The sequence below is a fragment of the Streptosporangium jomthongense genome (assembly GCF_042650425.1).
GTDB lineage: Bacteria > Actinomycetota > Actinomycetes > Streptosporangiales > Streptosporangiaceae > Streptosporangium.
Map to the genome: position 1 here is coordinate 27,755 of NZ_JBHSBC010000003.1, position 22,463 is coordinate 50,217.

Sequence of the window (22,463 nt, forward strand, 5' to 3'; positions counted from 1 at the left end):
GTGGCCCGCCGTGCCGGACGGCTCGCCGTACGGGCTCGGGGCCGGGCGGACATCGGCCCCGGAATGACCCACCTCAATCTTGCCGTTGCCAAGATTGAATCCGCGTCGTATCTTGTCGATGTCAAGTTCGGCATCGGGGGGCCGGCCGGCAGGGGTGGTGCCGGCGGATCCCACGACGGCCTCGGCCGGGGGCCGGCCTGCTCAAACGGTGGTCTCGACAGACCGGTGAGCGGACCGGTGCCGACGCCGCTCACCCGGAGCCGAACCCGGACGGTGAGCCGTTCGCGTCCGTCGTGGACGACGCGGATCGAGATCGAGTGAAGACGATGGGGAAACGTGGACATGCAGGCTGTCAACGGGGGAAACCGGTTCGATGAGGATCGTCACGTCCTGCGGGACGTCGCCACGGCGACGCTGGCGAGGGCCGTGAGCGGACCGGGCGAGGCGGAACCACGGGCGGAGGGAGGGGTCGTCCCGGGCTGGGAGATCCAGCAGGGCGAGCCCTGGACCTACGTGACACCGCAGAGCGCGGCGACCCGCCCGCAGGGCTGGAAACTCCACGTCTCGGCGACGCCGCTGTCGGCGCCGCTGGTGCTGGCGCGGGTGGTGGAGGTGCTGGCCCGTCACCGCTGCTCGTTCAAGTTCGCCGCCACGCTCACGGAACTGAGCGGACTCGTCTCCCGTGACCAGAACCGCGGGTCGATGGGCAAGTTCGTCACGGTCTACCCGCCCGACGACGAGGCCGCCGTGGCGATCGCCGAGGAACTGCACACCGCCACGTACGGGCTGCCGGGCCCGCCGATCCTGTCCGACCGCGCCTACCGGCCCGGCAGCCTGGTGCACTACCGCTTCGGGGTGTTCTCCGCCCTCAGCGAGCTCGACAACGACGGCACCTACGCCTCCCGGCTGACCGCCCCCGACGGCACCCTGGTGACCGACGAACGCAACGCCTGGTACTCCCCGCCCGCGTGGGCGCCCTGCCCCTTCGAGTCGGGACAGGCGACGGTCAGGACCACCGCGCCCGAGGCGGTCCTGCTGGCGGACCGGTTCGTGGTGCGCCAGGCCCTCCGGCACAGCGCCAAGGGCGGGGTGTTCCTGGCGGAGGACCGCACCGACGGCGGCATGGTCGTGATCAAGCAGGCCCGCCCGTACCTCGGCGCCTCGATCGACGGACGCGACGAACGCGATCTGCTGCGTCACGAGGCCCGCATGCTGGAACTGTTCGGGCCGCTGGGGGTCACCGCACGCGAGGTGGCGTTGTTCGAGACCGGCGGCAACCTGTTCCTCGCGCAGGAGCACCTCACCGGGACCCCGCTCAGCGCCTGGGTCAACGAGCGGCGCCCTTCCCTGCCCGGCGCGGAGTGGCGCAAGACGGTGGTCGGCCTGGCGCGGAGGATGACGGCGCTGGTCTCGACGGTCCACGAACAGGGATACGTGCTGCGCGACCTGACGCCGAACAACGTCATGGTCCTCCCCGACGACGAGTGCCTGCTGATCGACCTGGAGATGGCCGCCGTGCCCGGCACGCCGGTCGGCCGGGCCTACACACCCGGTTACGCCCCGCCCGAGCAGGTGCGGGCCGCCCACTACGGCCCCGCGCCCGATGCCACGGTCGACCTGTTCGCGCTGGGAACGACCCTGTTCTTCCTGGCCACCGGCTGCCAGCCGTCGGTTCCCGAGGACCTGTCCCCCGAGGTCAGGCCGTGGGAGTCCCGGCTGCGCACGCTGCTGAGCGTGGTGACCGCCGACGACGCGACGGCGACCGCGCTGGCGCCGATGATCCTGGGACTGATGAGGGAGGAGCCCTCCCTGCGCTGGGACCTGATCCGGGTGCGGGCGTTCCTGGACGAGATGGCCGACGGGGCCGGGCCGGCTCCCTCCGCGGGGGGCGCCTACCGCCTGAGCGTGGCCGACCAGGATCGTCTGCTCGGGGACGGGCTCGCCCACGTCCTGCGGACGATATCGCCGTCCGGACCCGGAGGCGGTGTGACGCGGCGCGGTTCCCTGTGGCCCGTCACCGGGTTCGGCACGACCGCCGACCCGTGCGCCCTGCAGTACGGCTCGGCCGGGGTGCTCACCCTGCTCGCCGCCGTGGTGGATCCCGAGCTTCCGTCGTCCTCCGAACCGGGTACGGGCGGTGACCTCCTGGCGGGCTCGCGCGAGGACCTGACGGCGGGGCTGCGGCAGGCGGCGGACTGGACCGTACGCCGCCTGGCCGGTGAGCCGCGGCCCTCGCCGGGGCTGTACTTCGGCCGGGCGGGCATCGCGTGGAGCCTGTACGAGGCGGGCCGCGCGCTCGACGACGCCTCCCTGCGGTCCCAGGGGCTCGACATGGCCCGGGGCCTGCCGGACGACTGGCCGAACCCGGACATCTGTCACGGCCTCGCCGGAACGGGACTGGCCCTGCTGCACTTCTGGCACGCCACCGGCGACACCGAGTTCCGCGACAAGGCGGACAGATGCGCCGACGCCCTGCTGAAGGTGGCCCAGCGCACCCCGGAGGCCGTGCTGTGGCGCATTCCCCCGGACTTCGACTCCGCACTGGCGGGAGTGCTGCACTACGGCTTCGGCCACGGCGTGGCCGGGATCGGGGCCTACCTGCTGGCGGCGGGAACCGCGCTCGGCCGGGACGACTGCCTGGAGACCGCCGTGGCGGCGGGGGAGACCCTGCTGGCCGCGGCCATCCGCCAGGACGACGCCGCCTGGTGGGCCGAGAGCCCCGGTGGCGTGGCCCGCAAAACCCACTGGTGTAGCGGCTCCTCCGGGGTGGGAACGTTCCTGGTCCGGTTGTACGCGGCCACCGGCGAACCGCGCTTCCGTGACGCGGCCGAGGCCGCCGCGGTGGCCGTGCACTCCGGCCGCCTGCACATGGGTACGGCCGCCTGCCACGGGCTGGCCGGTGACGGGCAGTTCCTCCTGGACATGGCCGACCTGCTCGACGAGCCCGCCTACCGCGAGCGGGCCGAGGAACTGGCCGCGTGCCTGTGGGCACGCGCCATGCTCCACGACGGGCTGCTGGTCGTGGCCGACGAGAGCGGGCACGAGGTGAGCCTCGGCTGGAACACCGGCATGGCGGGTGTGCTGGACTTCCTGCTGAGACTGCGCCACGGCGGGCCACGCCCCTGGATGGCGGACGAGCCGAAGGGCGTTCCGGTGCCCGTGGCGGCCACGGGCCGGGCGCGATGAAACTCGGCACGGCGGACGCCGGCCGTACGGCGGCAGGCCTCGCGACCGGAGCTGACCGCCTTCCCGACGTCCGCCGGATCAACTTCCGCTTCTCCGGGCGCGGCCGGTACCTCGCCTGCCTGGCCGACCACGGTCACGGCCGCCTCGCCCCCGAGATGTGGGACCTGACCGACACCGGGCGGGAATCCCGGGAACTGCGCGTCCGCGACGAGCAGACGCCGATGACGGTGCCGATGGCCACCGACGACGGGAACCTCCTGCTCTGCCACATCGGCACCGAGGGCGTGCACCGCGTCCTGCTCGCCGTCCCCTCCCGGGGCGGCGGGCGGCCCGAGGAGCACGAACTGGGCACCGTCCTCGGCAACGGCCTCGGGGTCGTCGCGGGACGAGGCGGGGGAACGGCTGCCGTGGCCTTCGCGACCGGCGTCGAGCAGAGCAGGGTGCTGCGCCTGTCCGGCAGGCCCGAACCGCCCGAGCTGGTCACCGTACTGCCGGACCTGGTCGGCGGAGGGATCTGGCTCGACGAGAACGGCACACGTCTGGCCGTCCGCTCCATGGCGGGAACGGGCACGGCGGTCCTGGACCTGGCGCGCGGCGCCCTCGAACCCCTGACCGGGCTGTCCGGTGACGAGCACCTGCTGCTGGCCGCGCCCCGTACGGGTGCGCTGCTCACCGCCGCCCGGCGCGACGGCGCGTACCGGCTCGGCGTGCGACTCCTGCACGACGACAGGCCCACCGTCTTCCCCGACCGGCTGAACGCGATCGAGGGAAGCGTGACACCGCTCGCCCTGTCCCCCGACGGGCGACGGCTGGCCCTGGCGGTCACCCGCCGCGCCCGTTCCCACCTCCTGCTGCACGACCTGGTCGGGGACGTCACGGAGGAGAGCGGCCTGCCGGGCGGGACGCTGTTCCCCCTGGCGCACTGGGGCGACACCCACCTGCACCTGATCCACACCACGCCCGACCGGCCTCCCGGCCCGATCACCGTGTCCCGGCGGACACACCGGATCCCGTCCGTCCCCGAACCGTCCCGGCCCCGCTGGGCCGGTGCCCGCGTTCACACCTATGACGGCCCCGCCGGAGCCATCGAGGCCGTCGTGTACGGCGAGCCGGCCACCGCCGCGCAGGTCGTGATCGCCCTGCACGGAGGCCCCGAGGCGGCCTGGCAGCTCGGCTTCGACCCGTTGTTCCAGAGCCTGGCCGCCGAGGGGATCGCGGTGGTCGCCCCCAACCAGCGCGGCAGCACCGGATACGGCGCCGCCCACCGCGACGCGATCCAGGGCGTGTGGGGCGGCCCCGACCTGGACGACGTCCTCCACCTGGGACGCGCCCTGGGCGCCGCCCGAGGGCCGCTCCTGGAGCGACCGGCGCTGTACGGCGCCAGCTACGGGGCCTACCTGGCGCTGCTGGCCGCCGCCGCGCGGCCGGAGCTGTGGGCCCGTGCCGCGGTCGTCGCCCCGTTCCTGTCCGGGCGGGAACTGTACGAGGACGGGCCCCCCACGGTGCGTACGATGCTCGACCGGCTCGGCGGCCGCGAGGAGATCCACGACGACCTCGGGCCCCGCGACCTGCTGATGCTGGCCGACCGCCTGCGAACGCCCCTGCTCATCGTCCACGGCGAACGGGACCCGATCATCCCCGTCTCCCACTCCCGGCGCCTGCGCGACCGGCTGCTCCGGAGCCGCCACCACGGTGTGGGCCCGGCCTACCTGGAGATCCCCGGCGCGGGCCACGACCCGCTCTCCGAGAGCGACGGGAAGGTCGTCCGCGACGGCCTCGTCGGCTTCCTGCGCACCGGGACGCCCCCGTCCGCCTAACCGTCGTGGACGGGGCCACAGCCCCGGCCGGCCCGGGGGCTCCCACGGGCTCGCCCGGTGGAGGAACCCGGGACCGGCCGGTACGGAGGGCCGTCGTCATCGAAGGCGGCCGGCCCTGACGACCAACAACAAAGAAGGGAAAACGATGGAACTCGACATCACCGCTCTGGACCTGCTCCCCGCCGAGGAGGAGTCCCCGCTCTACCCGTGCCAGGTCACCTGCTACCCGCGTACCTGCGGCACCCACCGTACCTGCCAGATCACCGAATGGTGACGTCTCCCTCGCACTGATCGGTATCAGAACCAGCGGATCAGCAGAAAGGCACCACCGTGGAACTCGACATCACGGCCCTGGACATGCTCCCCGCTCAGGAGGAGTCCCCGCTCTACCCGTGCAAGGAGACCTGCCCGCGCACCTGCGCCCGCACCTGCTTTCTTCTCACCTCCGCGTGACGTCTTCTTCACGCTGATCAGTACCGAAAACACCGAACCAACAGAGAGGCATCGCCATGGAACTCGACATCACCGCTCTGGACCTGCTCCCCGCCGAGGAGTCCCAGCTGAAGGACTGCCAGGTCACCTGCAGCATCACCTGTCACGGCCGCACCTGCATGATCACCTCGGCCTGAGGCCGTCCGTCCTCGTGTGGCCGCCGGGTGTCCGGTGTGTTCCGAGGACAGTCCTGACGGTGCCGTGCCCGGGCGTCGGCCCGGGCGCGGCCCCTTCCGGCGCGGTGGTGTTCACGCGACACCGCCGGAGAAGGTGCGCCTTCGCGCCGGACATCTCCCAGAGAACAGCAAGAAAGGCAGAAGCCATGGAACTCGACATCACCGCTCTGGACCTGCTCCCCGCCGAGGAGTCCCCCCTCTACGTGTGCACGGTGACCTGCGCCAGGACCTGCAGCATCGGCGGCACCTGCCGGGTCACCAGCAGCTGACGTCTCTCCTCGCTCCGAGAGAGCGGGAAAGAGGCGGACACCCGCGGACCTTGACGGCGACCGGAGAGAAAGGAGGAGAAGGCGATGGACCTCGACGTCGCGGCCCTGGACATGCTCCCCGAGAGGGAGGAGTCCCGGCTGTACCCGTGCAACCACTCCTGTGAGTACACCTACCACTGCCAGCTCAGCTGCGAGGGCACCAACCGGTGACACCTCCTCCCCAGCGGGAGGAACGCGAGGAGATCGCGGATCTCCGAGGCGAAGGAACGTCACGGACCGTCCCCGGAGTCCGCACCTCCCAGAAGGACACCGCGGGCGTGTCCACGCCCGCGGTGATTCCGACCACGGAAAGGAAGAAGTCATGGAACTCGACATCACCGCTCTGGACCTGCTCCCCGCTCAGGAGGAGAGCCCCCTGTACCCGTGCCAGGTCACCTGTAACGGCAAGTCCTGCGAGCACACCTGCACCGGTCCCACCTGCGACTGGACCAACCCCGTCTGACGTCTCCCGCGTCGGGAGGGTCCCGGGGGACGACGGCCCCGCTCGGGGCCGTCACGACCACGGTGGCCCGGACCTCCTGCGGGGCGATACGCGCCCCGCAGGAGGCACACCTGAACATCGCCCGCGAGGCGGCAACGCCCGCGGCGACTCCCATCACAGAAAGGCAGAAGTCATGGAACTCGACATCGTCGCCCTGGACCTGCTCCCCGCCGCCGCGGAGGAGTCCCAGCTGCGGGAGTGCAGCGGCCCCACCTGCGGCATCACCTGCAAGGGCCGCACCTGCAGCATGACCACCACCTGAGCACGTCCGCCTCGTGGGAGGCGCCGGAGCCCGGCGTCTCCCCGGGAGGACGGCCATGACGNNNGCCCCTTCCCGGCCGGATGGCTCCCCAGCCGTGACGCCGCCGGAGAACCGAGAGAGGACAACGATGTCAGACCATGCGTCGGACGCGCCGGAAGAGCGAGTGACGCACAAGCACGGCGACCGGCTCCTCTGGTCGCTGACGCGTGGCGCGTGGGCGCCGCTGGCGGTGGCCACGGTGTCCGTCCTCACCTCCTCCGCCGCCGCACTGGCCCTGCCCGCCGCACTCGCCGCCGCGGTCGACGCGGTCCTGACCGGACGGGGAACGGCGGACGCCGTGACATGGCTCGCCCTCGTCATCGCCGTCGCCACGGGCGCCGAGGTCACCGGCGCGCTGGCCGGGGTGACGGCCACCGCGTCCGCCACGTCGGCCCTGCGCTCCCGCCTCACCGCCCACGTCCTGGGACTCGACACCGTCCAGGCGCGCCGGTTCCCCACCGGGGAACTGGCCAACCGCCTGGTGAGCAACACCGCGATCTCCGGATACGTCCCGCTGACACTGCTGTACACGGTCACCGGGCTTCTCACCTCCATCGGCGGCGCCGTCGGGCTGTTCCTGATCGACTGGCGGGTCGGTCTGACCTTCCTGGCCGGTGTGCCCGTCGCGATCGTCGTCATCCGCGTGTTCGTCGCCCGGGTCTCGGGGTTGTACGACCGCTACCAGGACGCGCAGGGCCGCCTGGCCGCGCGCCTCACCGACGCCCTGGCGGGCATCCGTACCGTGCGGGCCTCGGGCACCGCCGACCGCGAGATCTCCCGGGTGCTCGCCCCGCTGGCGGAGCTGTCCGCCAGCGGGCACGCCCTGTGGCGCGCCCAGGCCCGCAGTGTGTGGCAGCTCTCGCTGTTCCTGCTGCTCGTCGAGGTGCTGGTGCTCGCGGTGACCGGTCTCGGCATCGCCGACGGGCGTCTTGAGCCGGGCCGGTTGCTGGCCGCGGCCGGTTACACCGCGCTGGCCCTGGCCGTCGTCGAGAGGATCGACTCGCTGATGGATCTCGCCCACGCCCGTTCCGCGGCCCGGAGGGTCGGGGAGGTGCTCGCCCTGCCCGCCCAGGTTCCCGGCTCCCGCCCGCTGCCCGAGGGCGCCGGAGCGCTCTCGTTCCGCGCCGTCACGGTGGCCGGCGACGGCCCGCCGCTCCTGGACGGCGTCGACCTGGAGATCCCCGCCGGGGCGCTGACCGCCGTCGTCGGGCGTTCCGGCGCGGGCAAGAGCACCCTCGCCCTGCTGGCGGGACGGTTGATGGACCCCGACCACGGCCAGGTGCTGCTCGACGGCCTGCCCCTCACGGAGGCCGACCCCGACGCGCTCAGGAACGCCGTCGCCTACGCCTTCGAACGCCCCGTGCTGCTGGGCGGCGACCTCCTGTCGGCCGTCGCCTACGGCCTGCCCGCCGACGCTTCCGACGTCCGCGAGGCGGCGCGCGCGGCGCACGTCGACGGCGTCGTCAGCCGCCTTCCCCAGGGGTACGGCACGCCCGCCGACACGGCCCCGCTGTCCGGCGGTGAACTCCAGCGGCTCGGGCTGGCCCGCGCGCTGGTCAGACGAGCCCGCCTGACCGTTCTCGACGACGCGACCTCCAGCCTCGACACGGCGACCGAGGCCCAGGTGATCCGGACCCTGACGGAGGAGATGCGCGGGCGTACCCGGCTGGTCGTCGCCCACCGCGCCACGACCGCCGCCCGCGCCGACCTGGTCGTGTGGCTGGACGACGGGCGGGTGCGGGCCCGCGGTCCCCACCGGGAGCTGTGGCGGGACCCGGCCTACCGCGCCCTGTTCACCGCCGCCGCCCCGGTGCCCGGCGCCTCAGCGTCCGCCGCTCCGGCGTCCGGCGTCCCGGTGTCCGGCGCCTCAGCGTCCGCCGCTCCGGCGTCCGGCGTCCCGGTGTCCGGCGCCGGTCGGGAGCCGACCGGCGGCGACCCGCTCCACGAGGAGGAACCGTGCCCGGTCCGTCCCTGACCCGCCCACGGCCCGGGCGGGACATCCCGCCGTCCGGGGCCGCCCCCGCGCAGGCCCCGCCGTACGACGGTCGTCTCACAGGGGACGGCGGGCTCCGGCTGCTGGTGTCGCTGCTGCGTCCGCGCCCGCGTCCCCTGGCGGTGGCCGCGCTCTGGTCCGTCGTCGAGGCGCTGCCGACGCTGCTGTCCGGCCTCCTCATCGCCACCGCCGTCGACCGCGGCTTCCTGGCCGGGAGCCCGGGGACCGGTCTGGCCTGGCTCGGCCTTCTCGGGCTCACGATGCTCGTCCAGGCGGCGGCCGTCCGGATGATGTTCCCCGCCCTGGCGGCGGTGGTCGAACCGCTCCGCGACGACCTGGTCGCCGCCGTCGTCACGGCCGCCGTCACCCGCGCCGCGAAGAGCGCGCGACCACCGGACGCCGCCGCCGTGACCCGCCTCACCGAGCAGGTCGAGACGGTGCGCAACCTGGTCTCCGCGCTGCTGCGGAGCACCCGTGCGCTGGGTGTCTCGCTCGTCGCCGCGCTGGGCGGCCTGCTGCTCCTGTCGCCCCTGCTCGCCGCCGTCGTCGCCGTGCCCGTCACCGTGGCGCTGGTCGTCTTCGCTCGGCTGCTCCGTGTGCTCGTGGCCCGCCAGCGCGCGCTCATCCTCGCCGACGAGGAACTCACCGGCCAGGCCACCCCGATCCTGGCGGGCCTGCGCGACGTCGCCGCCTGCGGAGCGCGCTGGCAGGCCTACGCGACCGTACGGGCGGCCGTCGACACCCAGGTGGCGGCCACCCACGCCCTGGCCTGGGCCGGCCTGAGCCGCCGTCTGGTCGTCGCGCTCGGCGCACACCTGCCGCTGTTCGCTCTGCTGATCGCCGCCCGGCCCCTGATCGGGGACGGCCACCTGAGCGCGGGAGAGGTCGTCGGAGCGGTGACCTACCTGGCCACCGGCCTCGACCCGGCGCTGCGCGCCCTCACCGGCGTCGTCGGCGGCTGGGGCGTGACCCTCGCCGTCACCCTGCGCAGACTCGGCGAGACCATCGCCCCGCCGCCGGAACCGTCCGCCTCCACACCTGTTCCCCCTGCTCCGTACGGCACCGCACCGCAGCCGGGACCGTCCGTCCCCGCGCCCGTCCCGCCCTCTCCGTACGGCATCGCCCTGGCGGCCGTCGCGGACGTGGAGCCGGTCGGCCACGGGCTGCGCCTGGAGAACGTGGGCTTCGCCTACGCGCCCGAGGCCACACCTGTGGTGCGTCACCTGGACCTCACGATCGCCGAGGGCGAGCACCTGGCCGTCGTCGGCCCCAGCGGCATCGGCAAATCCACCCTGTCCATGCTGCTGACCGGGATTCGCCGCCCCACCGAGGGCCGGATCCTGCTCGGCGGCCTGCCGATCGAGGCGGTCCCCGAACACCGGCTGCGGTCGTTGATGGCGCTGGTGCCGCAGGAGGCGTACGTCTTCACCGGCACCGTGGCGGAGAACCTCGCCTACCTCCGCCCCGAGGGCACGAGGGTCGCCGGCGAGAGGCTGGAGGCCGCGGCCGAGGCCGTGGGAGCCGGAGCGCTCGTCGAACGGCTCGGCGGGCTCCGGGCCACGATCGAGGAACCCGCCGCGCTCTCCGCCGGAGAACGGCAGCTCATCGCCCTGGCCCGCGTCCACGCCTCCCCGGCCAGGATCGTCGTCCTGGACGAGGCCACCTGCCATCTCGACCCGGCCGCCGAACAGCGCGCCGAGGCGGCCTTCGCCGCCCGCGGGGGCACGCTCGTCGTGATCGCGCACCGCATGAGCTCAGCGGGCCGGGCCGGGCGGGTCCTGCTGATGGACGGCACCGCCGCGCTCACCGGATCGCATCGGGAGCTGACGGCCCGATCGCCCCTCTACGCCGACCTGGTCGGCCACTGGCACGGCGGTGACCCGTCGGGGCACCGGCCGCCTGAGGGCTCCCGCTGACCTTCCGCTCCGCCCGCCGCCGACGGCGGCAGGGCGGAGCCGTGCCCGCAACGACGAAAGGAACCTCTGACATGGACGACATCCTCTCCGGACCCACCGACGTCATCTGGGACGTCACCTACGCCTGCCCTCTGCGGTGCGCGCACTGCTACTCGGAGTCGGGCAGGCGTCCGGCCCGGCAGCTGAGCCACGGTGAGATGCTCCGGGTCGCCGACGCGATCGTCTCCCTGCGCCCGGAGGCGGTGGAGTTCGGCGGGGGCGAACCGCTGCTGGTCAGGGAGATCTTCGACGTCGCCGAACACATCAGGCGGGCAGGCGTCCAGGTGAACCTCTACACCGGCGGGTGGACGCTCACCGCACGGATGGCCGAGCAGGCCACCCGGGTGTTCTCCCGGATCACCGTGAGCGTCGACGGGGCCGACGCCGCCGTCCACGACCGGATCCGGGGGAGGGTGGGCTCCTTCGACCGGGCGATGAACGCCCTGGCCCTCCTCGACGACGTCTCCGGCAGGCGCGTCGCGGAGGGCGCCGACCCCGTGGAGTTCGGGATCGACTGCGCGGTCGTGCGGAGCAACCTCCACCAGACGGAGGAGTTCTGCACGGCCGTCCTGCCTCGCTTCCCGCACGTCCGGTTCCTGAACTTCGGCGCCGCCGTACCGTCCGGTCTGGCCAGCCGGGCCGATTTCGCCGAGCACGAGCTGCTCACGAACGACGAGATCCGCGCGCTGACCGGCGCCGAGCACCTCGAGCGCCTGGTGTCGGCGGCGCCGCCGTCGGTGCGGGTGTCGGCCTCGGACAACGTCATCCTCCAGATGCGTCCGGCCTTCGTCGAGCAGGGTTTCGTGATTCCCCTGATGCAGGTCGAGCCCGACGGGGAGGTGCGCGCGATGCCCATCTACGAGGGGACCGTGGGCAGCCTCCTGACGGAGGAGCCCGCCGTACTGTGGCGGCGCGCCGTCGCACGCTGGAGCGACCCGTTCGTGGCCGAAGCCCTGTCGTCGGCCCGGTCGATGGGCGACTGGGCCGAGGCCACCCGCCGTATCGACCGCCACTTCGGCTCCCAGGAGGTCCTCCTGCGCATCGACCGCCGCCCCGCCTACCCGGCCCCCGCTCTCGGGAGGTGACGGAGAATTCGGAACCGCGGGAGCGATGCAGGTCGTCGCGCAGCCGCTGACCGGGAGGCGCGTGTAAGACCGAGCCGAAGACGAAGCAGTGGGGCAAGTGACAGGAGCCGACTGAAAACTCACCGATCGCGCTGTTCGGGCACGACTTGAGCTGAGCATCCGCCTGCTGGATCCGTAAGCGTAGGCTTGTGGTCATGAGCGCCGGGCATGCGTATGAGGAGCTTCACCACCTGGTGGATCGGCTGTCGCCGGACCAGGCGCGTCGGCTCCTGCGCTTGGTGAAGACAGATCCGGAGCTGGCTGAAGCGACAGAAGAGGAGCGGTCCGGCCCGGTTCGGCGTCGTCGGCTGTCGATTGCCGGAATCGGTGCGTCCGGTGAGGGCGATCTGTCGGAACGGGTCGAAGACCTGCTGGTGGAGCGGTTCAATCGCTCAGTGTGAGCGCCACACTCCTGGATACCGGCCCTTTGATCGCTGTTGTCGATCGAGACGACAAACACCATGCTTCGTGCGTACGACTCCTTGAGGAGTTGGAGGGGCCACTACTTCTGCCGTCAACGATCCTGATCGAGGCCGGATGGACGATCAACCGGCATATGGGTCCTGCCGTGCATGCGCAGTTCCTCGATCTCGTTGTCGAAGAATTCGAGCTGGTCGACCTGCTCCCGCAGATGTACGACGCATGGCTGAACTGGTCCGGCTTCACAGGAGCGCCCGACTTGACCCGGCCGACGTGTCCGTGGTCGCCATCGCGGAACGTCTGGGCATCACCCAGGTCGCGATGATCGACCGGAGGGACTTCAGTCTGATTCGCCCTCGACATGCGTCGGCGTTCAGATTATTGCCGGAGGTGCTTGCGTGACGGCCGTTATGGTCGTTCTGTGACTTTTCGGGTTGAGCTCATCACGCCCGCCAACGTCGAGGCGGCCATGAAGGTGAACGTCCGTCCTGAGCAGGAGCGGTTCGTCTCGCCGGTGGCGACCTCGCTGGCCGAGGCCTACGCGTACGGGGAGGCGGCCTGGCCGCGTCTCATCCTCGACGGTGATCGTCCGGTGGGTTTCCTCATGGCGTTCCTGAACATCGACTGGGACGGAAAGGGGGTCGACTTCCGTTCCGGGCTGTGGCGGCTCAACGTGGTTCCCGAGGCGCAGGGACGTGGGGTCGGCCGTTTCGCCGTCGAGGTGGTGGCCGCCGAGGTGCGGCGCCGGGGCGAGAGGCGGATATACGTCACCTGGGAGCCGGGGGAGGACGGCCCCGAGGGCTTCTACCGGAGGCTCGGGTTCGAGCTGACGGGCGAGACGTCCGGGGGCGAGACGGTCGGGGTGCTGGACCTGGGCGAGGTCCCCTCCGGCGACCGGCCGTTCTGATCTGGCTCTGATCTGCGCTGCCTACTGTCGCGGACAACGCACCGGTTCCGCACCGACGGCCCGGTGACCGGACAGGTCCACGAAGGCAGAAGGCAGAAGACAAGAGGAGCCAGTCATGCACGAGTTCCCGTCGTTCACCGAGTCCGTCCGGCCCGCCGGGTCCCCCGAACCGCCGTTCCCCTACGCGCTCCTCGACGCGCTGCGGAGCTCGCCCGACAGTCCGATCTTCGAGCAGGGGACGCGAGTCGTCTCACGGGGTGAGCTGCTGGACCTCGTCGGGCGCATGGCCGGTGCGATGCTCGACGCCGGACTCGACCCCGTCCGGGGCGTCGCCGTCCACACGGGCGTCTCGCCGGAGGCGTTCGCCGCGCAGACGGCCGCGCACGTGCTGGGCTGTCGTGTCGTGTTCGTACGCCCGGGACAGACGCCGGGCCAGCTCGCCCACATGCTCGACACGGGGGTGGACGCCGTGGTCGTGGACGCCTCGACGGCGGATCCCGAGGTGTTCGCCGCCGCGGGGGCGGCCACGATACTGACCCTCGGCCCCCTCCCCGGGGACGTTCCCGGCGCGGTCGACCTGCTGGCCCACCAGGGCGGTGTGCGGCTGCCCGCCCTCCTGGGGCACCCCGACGACGTGGCCCTGATGGCCTTCACCAGCGGCAGCACCGGGCAGCCCAAGGGGTGCGCGCTCACCTACCGCGCGCTGGGGGAGAGCTGGTCGTGGCAGCCCAGGCTCTGGTCGCCGCTGGCGACCGAGCTGGCCGGGGCGTTCCGGCGCTATCTGCTGCTCGGCACCCTGTCCAGCCTGGTGGTCCAGGAGTTCCTGGCGTTGTGCCTGCTCGGAGGCGGTGTCGCGGTCATCCCCGAGGACGACGGACGGCCGCCGTTCCCGTACGCGATCGAGCGCCACCGCATCACCGGGGCCATCCTCCCGGTGCCCAGGCTGTGCCGCATGCTCGACCTGCTCCGCACGGAACAGGTCGACGTCAGCAGCCTGCGGGCGCTGATGGTCGCCGGGTCGCCGATCAGCCCGCACCGGCTGGCGGAGGCGGTCGAGCGGCTCGGGCCCGTCGTCTACCAGGCGTACGGGTCGAGTGAGGCCGGGATGATCTCCATGCTCACCCCCGGGGACTTCGCGAGGTTCCCCGACCGAGCCCTCGCCTCGGTCGGCCGCCCGCAGCCCAGGGTCGAGATCAGGGTGCTCGACGAGGAGGGCCGTCCGGTCGCCACGGGACGGACCGGGGAGATCCACGTCCGCAACGACTACCTCATCGCGGGCTACTGGGGGCAGCCGGAGGAGACCCGCGCGGTGCTGCGGAACGGCTGGCTGCGCACCCGCGACCTCGGTTACCTCGACGAGGACGGCATGCTCTACCTGGTCGGCAGGACCAGGGACGTCATCATGGTCAACGCGATGGTGGTCTACGCCGGGCCGATCGAGCGTGTGCTGGCCGGCCACCCCGACGTGGCCGAGGCGTACGTGACCGGCGCCATGGACGAGCGGACCGGGGAGGCCGTACACGCCTTCGTCGTGCCCGCCCCCGGCCGTGTCCCGGACCTCGGCGAGCTGACCGCGCTGGTCGGCACCGAACTCGGCGCCGACAGCGTCCCCCGGACGATCATGTCGATCCCCGCCCCGCTGGTCGCGGCCAGCGGGAAACCGGACAAGCGCGCCCTGATCGAACGGTACGGCCCGGTGGCGCACTGACCTGATCTCCAGGAACACGGCCCCCGACGGCGCCGTCCCGGACGACTCTGATCAATCTCTGAGAATCACGCGCCAACACTGATGTCGTCCCGTTCGACCGTACGCAGTGACGGAGGCATCAGTGTCTGACAACACCCTTGACTATCTGGTGATCGGCGCCGGGCCTGCGGGCCTGCAACTGGGCCACTTCCTGCACCGGGCGGGGCGGAGGTACCGGATCCTGGAGGCGGGCCCCGAGCCCGGCCAGTTCTTCCGGACCTTCCCCCGCCACCGGATGCTCATCTCCATCAACAAGAAGCACACCGGACACCACGACCCGGAGCTCAACTTCCGGGTGGACTGGAACTCGCTGCTCTCGGACGACCCTGATCTGGTGTTCACCCGCTACAGCGACCGTTTCTTCCCCGGCGCCGACGACCTCGTGCGTTACCTCGGTGACTTCGCCGCCGCCCTCGACCTGCGGATCACCTACGGCGCCCGGGTCGTCGACGTCTCCCGCCCGGACGCGAAGGGGCCGTTCCGGGTGATCGACGGGCAGGGCCGGACCCACCAGGCCGAGCACGTGGTCGTCGCCACCGGGGTCTCCAAGGCCAACGTCCCGGAGATCCCCGGCATCGAGACGGCCGAGGGCTACGACACCGCCTCCGTCGACCCGGCGGACTACACGGCCAAGCGGGTGCTCGTCATCGGCAAGGGCAACTCGGCCTTCGAGACGGCCGACAACCTCATCGAGACCGCCGCGGTGATCCACGTCGCGGGCCCCCACTCGGTACGGCTGGCCTGGCGGACCCACTTCGTCGGGCACCTGCGCGCGGTCAACAGCAACTTCCTCGACACCTACCAGCTCAAACTGGGAAACGCGGTGCTGGACGGCGACGTCAGGCGCATCGAGCGCCGCGCGGACGGCACGTACCTGGTGACCGTGAGCTTCGCCAGGGCCGACGAGGTCACCAAGGACATCCCGTACGACCGGGTGATCGTCTCCACCGGGTTCCGGTTCGACGCCTCGATCTTCTCCCCCGAGTGCCGTCCCGAGCTGACGATCAGGAACCGCTTCCCCGCGCTGACCCCCGCCTACGAGTCGGTCAACGTGCCCGGCCTGTACTTCGCCGGGACCATCACGCAGTCCCGCGACTTCAAGCGCGGCACCAACGCCTTCATCCACGGTTTCCGTTACGGCGCCCGCGCCCTGCACCGCATCCTGGAGACCAGGCACCACGACGCCCCCTGGCCCGGCCGGGACCTGCCCGCCGACCCCGGCGCGTTCGCGGACGCCGTACTCGAACGGGTCAACCGCAGCTCCGGGCTGTTCCAGCAGTTCGGCGTGCTGGCCGACGTCATCGTCCCGGACGGCGACGGCGGTGCGCGTTACCTGGAGGAACTGCCGGTCGACTTTCAGGGCCCGCCGATCGGCGACGGCGGCCACTTCGCGATCACCCTGGAGTACGGCCCCGACCACGACAAGGTCGACCCGTTCGACATCTCCGTGTCGCGGATCAGGCAGGGCGACGCCTCCCGGGCCCACGAGGGCCACTACCTGCACCCGGTGGTGCGCCACTACCGGGGAGGAGCGGTCGTGGCCGTACACCACGTCACCGAGAACCTGGAGAACGACTGGACCTCCGAGGAGGTCCACCTGCGGCCGCTGCGGGAGTTCTTCCAGCGCCAGAGCCTTCCGGTCCCGGCGTGACGGCCATGCGCCCCCCACTGAACGTCAGGGAGTTCGAGGAGGTCGCCCGCGACCGCCTGCATCCCGCGCACTACGACTACTTCGCCGGTGGAGCCGGTGACGAGACGACCGTCCGGGCCAACGAGGCGGCGTTCGCGCGGCTCGCCCTGCTGCCACGTGTGCTGCGCGGCGCGGGCGAGCCGAGGACCGGGGTCACCCTGCTGGGCGACCGGGCCGCCATGCCGGTGCTGGTCGCGCCGACCGCGTTCCACCGGCTCGCCGACCCCGAGGGTGAGAAGGCCACGGCCCGCGCGGCGGCCGCCGCCGGGACGATCATGATCGTGAGCATGGCCTCGACCGTCGCCGTCGAGGACGTCGCGACGGCGGCTCCGGAGGCCACCCTGTGGTTCCAGCTCTACGTCCAGCCGGACATGGCCTTCACCGAGAGGATCGTCCGGCGCGCCGAGGCGGCCGGATGCACGGCGCTGGTCGTCACGGTCGACTCTCCCGGCAGGGGACGGCGGGAGCGGGACCTGCGCAACGGCTTCGACGACCTGCCGGAGGGCATGTGCTGCGAGAACCTGCGCGACGGCGACCGGGTGCGGCCGATCGTCATGTCGCCGGACATCTCCTGGCGGCACATCGACCTGCTCAGGCGGATGACGGAGCTGCCCGTCGCGCTCAAGGGCGTCGTGCGTCCCGCCGACGCCTGCCGCGCGCTCGACCACGGCGTCTCCGCGCTGTTCGTCTCCAACCACGGAGGCAGGCAGCTCGACACCCTCCCGGCGACCGCCGACCTGCTGCCGGGGATCGTGGCCGCCGTCGGCGGGGCCGTACCGGTGCTGCTCGACGGCGGGGTCCGGCGCGGGGTGGACGTGGTCAAGGCGATGGCGCTCGGAGCCTCGGCGGTCGCGGTCGGCCGCCCGGTGCTCTGGGGTCTCGCGGCCGAGGGCGAGCGCGGCGTGGCCCGGGTGCTCGGGCTGCTGCGCGAGGAGGTCGAGCGGGCCCTCGTCCTGTGCGGCGCCGCGTCGGCGCACGACCTCGACCCAGAGCTGGTACGGCCATGCTGACCGCGCTGACCGTGTCGTTCGCAGCCGTCCTGATCAGCCTGCCCTGGTGGCTTCCCGCCCGGATCGTCGCGCTGCGGGTGCGCGTCCTCACCAGGATCAACGGCGAGGAGAGCATCCCGGTCCCCGGTGACCTGGTCGGCGTCGACCGGTTCAGGGAGGTCTACTCCCACCCGGCCGCCTCGGGCCGCAGCAGGGGAGCCGTCCTGTCCGACCTGTTCTGGTACTGGCTGGCACCGGGACCCGAGATGCACCAGGAACACCTGGAGGCGGGGGAGCGCTACGACGCCGTCGCCCTGGCCACCCGGCGGATCCTGGCCGTGCCCCGGACGAGGGTCGAGGAGCTCACCCGCCGCTGCGTCAACCGGGCGCTGCGGGACAGGCGGGGGATGGTACGGCTGCGCGACCTGATGATGCCGGTCTGGGCGGAGTTCTCCTACGAACTCGTCTTCGGCGAACCGTGTCCGCCGAAGGCCCGCGACCTGATCGTCGGCAACGCGGACGACGTCGTCACCTCACTCAAGTGCTGCGGCCTGCGGCACATGGACCGGCGTGACCGGCTGACCGGATACCTCGTCGAACGGCTGCCCGAGGTGCGGCACGAGCTTCCCCAGGACCTGTCGGCCAGGGAACAGGCGCTGTACCTGCAGGGGGCCTTCTTCAACACGGCGGTCGTCCAGATGTCGGAGGCGACGGCCCACGTGCTGATGGTCCTGGCCCAGCACCCCGGGGTGCAGAAGGCGGCGCGGGGCGGCGACGACCGGTATCTGGACCAGGTGATCTCGGAGACGCTGCGGCTCTACCCGCTGTTCGGCATCGCCCACCGCGTCACCACCGGGGAGATCCCCCTCGGCGAGGGCGCCGCGATCCCGGCCGGTTCCGTGCTGTGCTTCAACTACCCCGAGTTCCACCGCGCGGGCCTGCCCGACCCGGACCACTTCGACCCGGCCCGTTTCGCGGCGCGTCCGGCCAGGGAGATCAACCACATCCCCTTCGGCATGGCCGCGAACCGGCCCTGCCCCGCGTGGCGGCTGGCGCCGATCGCCCTGCGGGTGGCCGTACGGGAGACCCTGCACGCCTGCGAACTCGGCTCGACCGCCTCCCACACCCGGTCCCTGCCCAACAGGGGGCCGTGCCTGCTGACCCCGCTGGGAGCCGGGAGCGGCCCGGAGGTCCGGGTGAAGTTGCTGTTCATGCGGTTCAGGGACCGCTGGGAGGACGTGTGGCGCAGCCTCGTGCAGCTCGTCCTCGGCACGTACATGGTGTGGGACGCGCGCAGGCTGCGGCTGTGCGAGCGCCACTTCGCGCAGGAACCCCATCCGGTCGGCGTACGGAGGCACGAGTCATGAGCGGTTTCCTGGCCTTCACCCAGGCCTCTCCGGTCGATCCCAACCTGGGGCTGGTCCTCAGGGTGCTGCCCGCCCTGGTCGTGATCCTGCTGGCGGCGGCGGTGTGCGGCCGGCTGGCGACCATGGTGATGCAGCCACGGGTCGTCGGTGAGATGGTCGCCGGGGTCCTGCTCGGGCCGACGCTGCTGGGCGCCGTGTTCCCCGGCGCGCAGGAGGCCCTCTTCCCCGCCGACGTCCGGCCGATCCTGTACGTGCTCAGCACCATCGGGCTGACGCTGTACATGTTCCTGGTCGGGGCGGGGATGGACCACAGCGTCCGGACGCCGGGGGAGACGCGCAGGGCCATGGCGCTGGCCGCCTCGGGGATTCTTCCGTCCCTGGTTCTCGGCAGCGCCCTCGGGTTCCTGCTGTGGGATCGTCTCTCCCGGCCCGACGTCGGCCGTGTGGAGTTCGCCCTGTTCCTCGGCGGCGCGCTGTCGCTGACCGCCTTCCCCATGCTCGCCAGGATCCTGTACGAACGCGGTCTTGAGAACACCCGCGTCGGCAGGATCACCCTGGTCGCGGCCTCCATCGACGACGCCGTGGCGTGGTGCCTGCTCGCCGTGCTCTCGGCGGTCCACCTGGGCACGGGCGGCGGTGACGCGCTGCGCACCATAGGCCTGGCGGTGGTGTTCACGGCGGTGATGCTCGGGGCGGTCGCCCCGCTGCTGCGCCCCCTGGGCCGCCAGGTCGAGCGCACCGGCCGTCTCGGCGCGAACGTCGTCTACGTGATCGTCCTGGTGCCGCTCACGGCGGGCTGGATCACCGACTGGATCGGCGTCTACTCGGTGTTCGGCGGCTTCGTCGCCGGGCTGGCCATGCCCCGCGAACCGGCGTTCCGCCAGGCGTTGCACAGCCGCATGATGGACGTCGTCTCGACGCTGCTGCTGCCGGTCTTCTTCGCCTTCTCCGGGCTGAACACCCACCTCGGCGGCATCACCGGTGGTTCGATGCTGCTGGTGCTCGTCGCGATCCTGCTCACGGGTTTCTGCGGGAAGTACTTCGGCTGCGCGCTGTCCACGAGGGCGCTGGGGTTCGGCTGGCGTGAGTCGTGGGCGGTCGGCGCCATCATGAACGCCCGGGGGCTGATGATCCTCATCTTCATCAACATCGGCCTGGCCCAGGGCCTGATCACCCAGGAGGTCTTCGCGATGCTCGTCCTGGTGGCGGTGCTCACCACGGCGGGGGCGCTGCCGCTGTACAAACTGGCCATGCCCGAGCGCCACGAGCGGGCGAGCATCCAAGAGCCCGCCGGGATCGGTGAGACGGAGCACGGACGGGAGGCGGCGCCGGTGAGCGGATGATCATGCCTGGTCACCGGGACCGTGACGGGCTGTGGTGCGGGCGCGACGCACGCGCCACGCCTGCGCCACGCCTGCCTTTGCGCCAGAGTTGACTAGAAATTTACCAATATCAGTGCAATTGTTGACCAGTGGCACGGATACCGGCGACATCCGAACCGCGCTCTTCCCGGCTGCTGCTCGTCGAAGACGACCGTGATCTGGCGGACATGCTGGCCGAAGTGTTCGCCGACCAGGGATACACCGTAGACCTGGCACCGGAGGGGCAACGTGGCCTGCACCTGGGGTTGAGCCGCGGTTACGACATCATGATCATCGATCGGGGACTGCCCGCGATCGACGGGCTCGACCTGCTGCGACGGCTGCGCAGGCAGGCCGTCACCGTGCCGGTGCTGGTGCTCACGGCCTTCGGCACGACCGCCGACCGCGTCAGCGGACTCGACGCGGGCGCCGAGGACTACCTGGTCAAACCCTTCGAGATCGACGAACTGCTGGCCAGGGTGCGTGCCCTGCGGCGCAGGAACCTGGACCAGGCCAGACTGCTGCCGCTCGGCGCGGCCTGGCTCGACTCCGACTCCCACCTCGTACGGTTGCCCTCCGGCGAGCAGGTGACCCTGTCCGGTCAGGAGTGCCGCCTGCTCCACGCGCTGGCGGTCCGCCCGAGGCAGGTGCACACCCGCGACTCGTTGCGGCAGCGGGTCTTCGACGGCGCCCAGACCGAGTCGATCGTGGACACCTACGTCTACTACCTGCGCAACAAACTGGGGCACGGCGTCGTACGCACCGTACGGGGCGTGGGGTACCGCCTGGGTGAGCTGTGAACGGGCGGCGGCGCTTCGACCCGGAACGGCGGCTGCTGATCCGGGCCCGCCGCCGGATCACCGTGCAGATCGCGGGCGGATTCACCCTCGTGCTCGCGCTCATGGGCGCGATGGTCTACTACGTCACGGTCAACGGCCAGGACGTCGCCGCGCGGCGTGACCTGTTCGTGGCGGCGCGGTCGGCCTCGATCACCCAGCCCCCGCCCTGCATGTGGCTGTTCGAGCTGGGCGGAGGCACCGTACGGAGGTCTCCCGGGTCCCCGGACCGGCTGCCGGTGCGCGCGTTCATGGACCTGGTCGCCGCGGACGGGCGGCCCCGGGTCGAGGTCGCCGAGGTCGGCGGGCTGACCTACCTGATCAGGACCCAGCGACGTGACGACGTCGTGGTGCAGGCGGTGATGGACCTGCGCTTCCGGATAGCCGACCGGGAACGGCTGCTGAGCACCCTCGGCGCCGCCGAACTCGCCGGGCTGCTGGCGGCGCTGCTGATCGGCCAGGTCCTCGCGGGCCGGGCGATCGCGCCGCTGGGCGAGGCCCTCGACCGGCAGCGGCGCTTCACCGCCGACGTCAGCCACGAACTGCGCACCCCGCTGACCCGGCTGCACGTCCGCGCCCAGCTCACCGCCCGGCACCTGCGCCGGGGGTCGGAACCGCTCCTGGCCGTCGGCGACGTCGACCAGCTGGCCGCGGGCATCGGGCAACTCGGCGAGGTGATCGAGGACCTGCTGCTGTCCACCCAGCTCAGACGGCGGCTCCAGCCGTTCGGCCCGGTTGACCTGGCCGCGCTGACCGAGGAACTCGCCACGGCGGAGGCGGCCCGCGCCGAGCAGCGCGGGGTGACGATCGAGGTGAGGAAGGGCCCCGGTGAGCACGTCGTGCGCGGAGCGCGGTCCGCGCTGCGCCGGGTGATCTCCGCGCTGCTCGACAACGCGCTGCGGCACGCCCGCGAGGGCGGCGACATCTGGATGACCCTCCGCTCGGGTCCCGAGTGGGTCCAGCTCAGCGTGCGGGACGACGGCGTCGGACTGGACCCGCGTGACGGTGAGCACCTGTTCGCCAGACACGTCGGCAAGCCCCACCAGGGAGGCCTGGGCATCGGTCTCGCCCTCGTGAGCGAGGTGGTGGACGCCCACGGCGGCACGGTCGGCGTGGACGGACGGCCGGGCGCCGGTGCCACGTTCACCATCCGCCTTCCGGCGCACCCCGGCGGCGACGGCGCACCGCGCTCCCCCCGGATACGGCTCCCGCAGCAGGTGCGGAACCGGGCGCACAGGAAGACGCGGGTGCCGGTCCCCGAGTACGGCGAGGGCCGCCCGTAGGCGGCACGG

22 protein-coding genes and 1 pseudogene are annotated in these 22,463 nt (G+C 72.2%); all 23 read left to right on the forward strand.

Features of this window, described 5'->3' with window-relative positions:
- The first annotated feature begins 342 nt into the window (after positions 1-342).
- Positions 343-3,186: a class IV lanthionine synthetase LanL gene (gene lanL / locus ACFOYY_RS04615; protein ID WP_386188475.1), complete on the forward strand. Its 2,844-nt coding sequence runs from the start codon at positions 343-345 to the stop codon at positions 3,184-3,186.
- Positions 3,183-5,003 (forward strand): alpha/beta hydrolase family protein, encoded by a 1,821-nt coding sequence (locus ACFOYY_RS04620; protein ID WP_386188102.1) that lies wholly within the window; start codon positions 3,183-3,185, stop codon positions 5,001-5,003. The genes lanL and ACFOYY_RS04620 overlap by 4 nt, the downstream gene beginning before the upstream one ends.
- 145 nt (positions 5,004-5,148) lie before the next feature.
- Positions 5,149-5,277 (forward strand): ALQxL family class IV lanthipeptide, encoded by a 129-nt coding sequence (locus ACFOYY_RS04625; RefSeq protein ID WP_386188105.1) that lies wholly within the window; start codon positions 5,149-5,151, stop codon positions 5,275-5,277.
- A gap of 56 nt (positions 5,278-5,333) precedes the next feature.
- On the forward strand, positions 5,334-5,456 hold the full coding sequence (locus tag ACFOYY_RS04630) for an ALQxL family class IV lanthipeptide (RefSeq protein WP_386188108.1): 123 nt from the start codon (positions 5,334-5,336) through the stop codon (positions 5,454-5,456).
- Positions 5,457-5,512: 56 nt separating this feature from the next.
- Positions 5,513-5,632, forward strand: a complete 120-nt coding sequence (locus ACFOYY_RS04635; RefSeq protein ID WP_386188110.1) for an ALQxL family class IV lanthipeptide — start codon at positions 5,513-5,515, stop codon at positions 5,630-5,632.
- Positions 5,633-5,817: 185 nt separating this feature from the next.
- A complete protein-coding gene (locus tag ACFOYY_RS04640) occupies positions 5,818-5,940 on the forward strand; it encodes an ALQxL family class IV lanthipeptide (protein WP_352015646.1) in 123 nt (40 codons plus the stop codon).
- 84 nt (positions 5,941-6,024) lie between these two features.
- Positions 6,025-6,150: an ALQxL family class IV lanthipeptide gene (locus ACFOYY_RS04645; protein ID WP_386188114.1), complete on the forward strand. Its 126-nt coding sequence runs from the start codon at positions 6,025-6,027 to the stop codon at positions 6,148-6,150.
- Between the two features lie 151 nt (positions 6,151-6,301).
- Positions 6,302-6,442 carry an ALQxL family class IV lanthipeptide gene (locus tag ACFOYY_RS04650; RefSeq protein WP_386188116.1) on the forward strand — a complete coding sequence of 47 codons (141 nt, stop codon included), beginning with the start codon at positions 6,302-6,304 and terminating at the stop codon, positions 6,440-6,442.
- Positions 6,443-6,614: 172 nt separating this feature from the next.
- Positions 6,615-6,743 (forward strand): hypothetical protein, encoded by a 129-nt coding sequence (locus ACFOYY_RS04655; RefSeq protein WP_362914890.1) that lies wholly within the window; start codon positions 6,615-6,617, stop codon positions 6,741-6,743.
- Positions 6,744-6,906: 163 nt separating this feature from the next.
- On the forward strand, positions 6,907-8,757 hold the full coding sequence (locus tag ACFOYY_RS04660; RefSeq protein WP_386188120.1) for an ABC transporter ATP-binding protein: 1,851 nt from the start codon (positions 6,907-6,909) through the stop codon (positions 8,755-8,757).
- A complete protein-coding gene (locus ACFOYY_RS04665; RefSeq protein ID WP_386188122.1) occupies positions 8,739-10,691 on the forward strand; it encodes an ATP-binding cassette domain-containing protein in 1,953 nt (650 codons plus the stop codon). The genes ACFOYY_RS04660 and ACFOYY_RS04665 overlap by 19 nt, the downstream gene beginning before the upstream one ends.
- A 71-nt stretch (positions 10,692-10,762) precedes the next feature.
- Entirely contained in the window at positions 10,763-11,815 is a 1,053-nt protein-coding gene (locus ACFOYY_RS04670; RefSeq protein ID WP_386188125.1) for a radical SAM protein, read from the forward strand.
- Positions 11,816-12,009: 194 nt separating this feature from the next.
- The gene (locus ACFOYY_RS04675; protein ID WP_352015653.1) at positions 12,010-12,255 is read left to right on the forward strand and encodes a hypothetical protein; all 246 of its coding nucleotides are present in this window, start codon (positions 12,010-12,012) and stop codon (positions 12,253-12,255) included.
- Positions 12,252-12,446 (forward strand): annotated as a pseudogene (locus ACFOYY_RS04680) (PIN domain-containing protein); the annotation flags it as partial. The gene ACFOYY_RS04675 and the pseudogene ACFOYY_RS04680, both read left to right, overlap by 4 nt.
- Positions 12,447-12,496: 50 nt before the next feature.
- On the forward strand, positions 12,497-12,676 hold the full coding sequence (locus ACFOYY_RS04685; protein ID WP_386188487.1) for a hypothetical protein: 180 nt from the start codon (positions 12,497-12,499) through the stop codon (positions 12,674-12,676).
- A gap of 19 nt (positions 12,677-12,695) precedes the next feature.
- Positions 12,696-13,181, forward strand: a complete 486-nt coding sequence (locus tag ACFOYY_RS04690) for a GNAT family N-acetyltransferase (RefSeq protein WP_386188127.1) — start codon at positions 12,696-12,698, stop codon at positions 13,179-13,181.
- Positions 13,182-13,296: 115 nt separating this feature from the next.
- Positions 13,297-14,889, forward strand: a complete 1,593-nt coding sequence (locus ACFOYY_RS04695) for an AMP-binding protein (RefSeq protein WP_386188129.1) — start codon at positions 13,297-13,299, stop codon at positions 14,887-14,889.
- Positions 14,890-15,010: 121 nt separating this feature from the next.
- Positions 15,011-16,579 (forward strand): NAD(P)-binding domain-containing protein, encoded by a 1,569-nt coding sequence (locus tag ACFOYY_RS04700; RefSeq protein WP_386188131.1) that lies wholly within the window; start codon positions 15,011-15,013, stop codon positions 16,577-16,579.
- A 5-nt stretch (positions 16,580-16,584) separates the two neighbouring features.
- Positions 16,585-17,628 carry an alpha-hydroxy acid oxidase gene (locus ACFOYY_RS04705; RefSeq protein WP_386188133.1) on the forward strand — a complete coding sequence of 348 codons (1,044 nt, stop codon included), beginning with the start codon at positions 16,585-16,587 and terminating at the stop codon, positions 17,626-17,628.
- The gene (locus tag ACFOYY_RS04710) at positions 17,622-18,974 is read left to right on the forward strand and encodes a cytochrome P450 (RefSeq protein ID WP_386188136.1); all 1,353 of its coding nucleotides are present in this window, start codon (positions 17,622-17,624) and stop codon (positions 18,972-18,974) included. Before ACFOYY_RS04705 ends, ACFOYY_RS04710 begins: the two co-directional genes overlap by 7 nt.
- A complete protein-coding gene (locus ACFOYY_RS04715) occupies positions 18,971-20,317 on the forward strand; it encodes a cation:proton antiporter (protein ID WP_386188138.1) in 1,347 nt (448 codons plus the stop codon). The genes ACFOYY_RS04710 and ACFOYY_RS04715 overlap by 4 nt, the downstream gene beginning before the upstream one ends.
- 128 nt (positions 20,318-20,445) lie before the next feature.
- On the forward strand, positions 20,446-21,135 hold the full coding sequence (locus ACFOYY_RS04720; protein ID WP_352015661.1) for a response regulator transcription factor: 690 nt from the start codon (positions 20,446-20,448) through the stop codon (positions 21,133-21,135).
- Positions 21,132-22,454 (forward strand): sensor histidine kinase, encoded by a 1,323-nt coding sequence (locus ACFOYY_RS04725; RefSeq protein WP_386188141.1) that lies wholly within the window; start codon positions 21,132-21,134, stop codon positions 22,452-22,454. Before ACFOYY_RS04720 ends, ACFOYY_RS04725 begins: the two co-directional genes overlap by 4 nt.
- Positions 22,455-22,463: the final 9 nt, after the last annotated feature.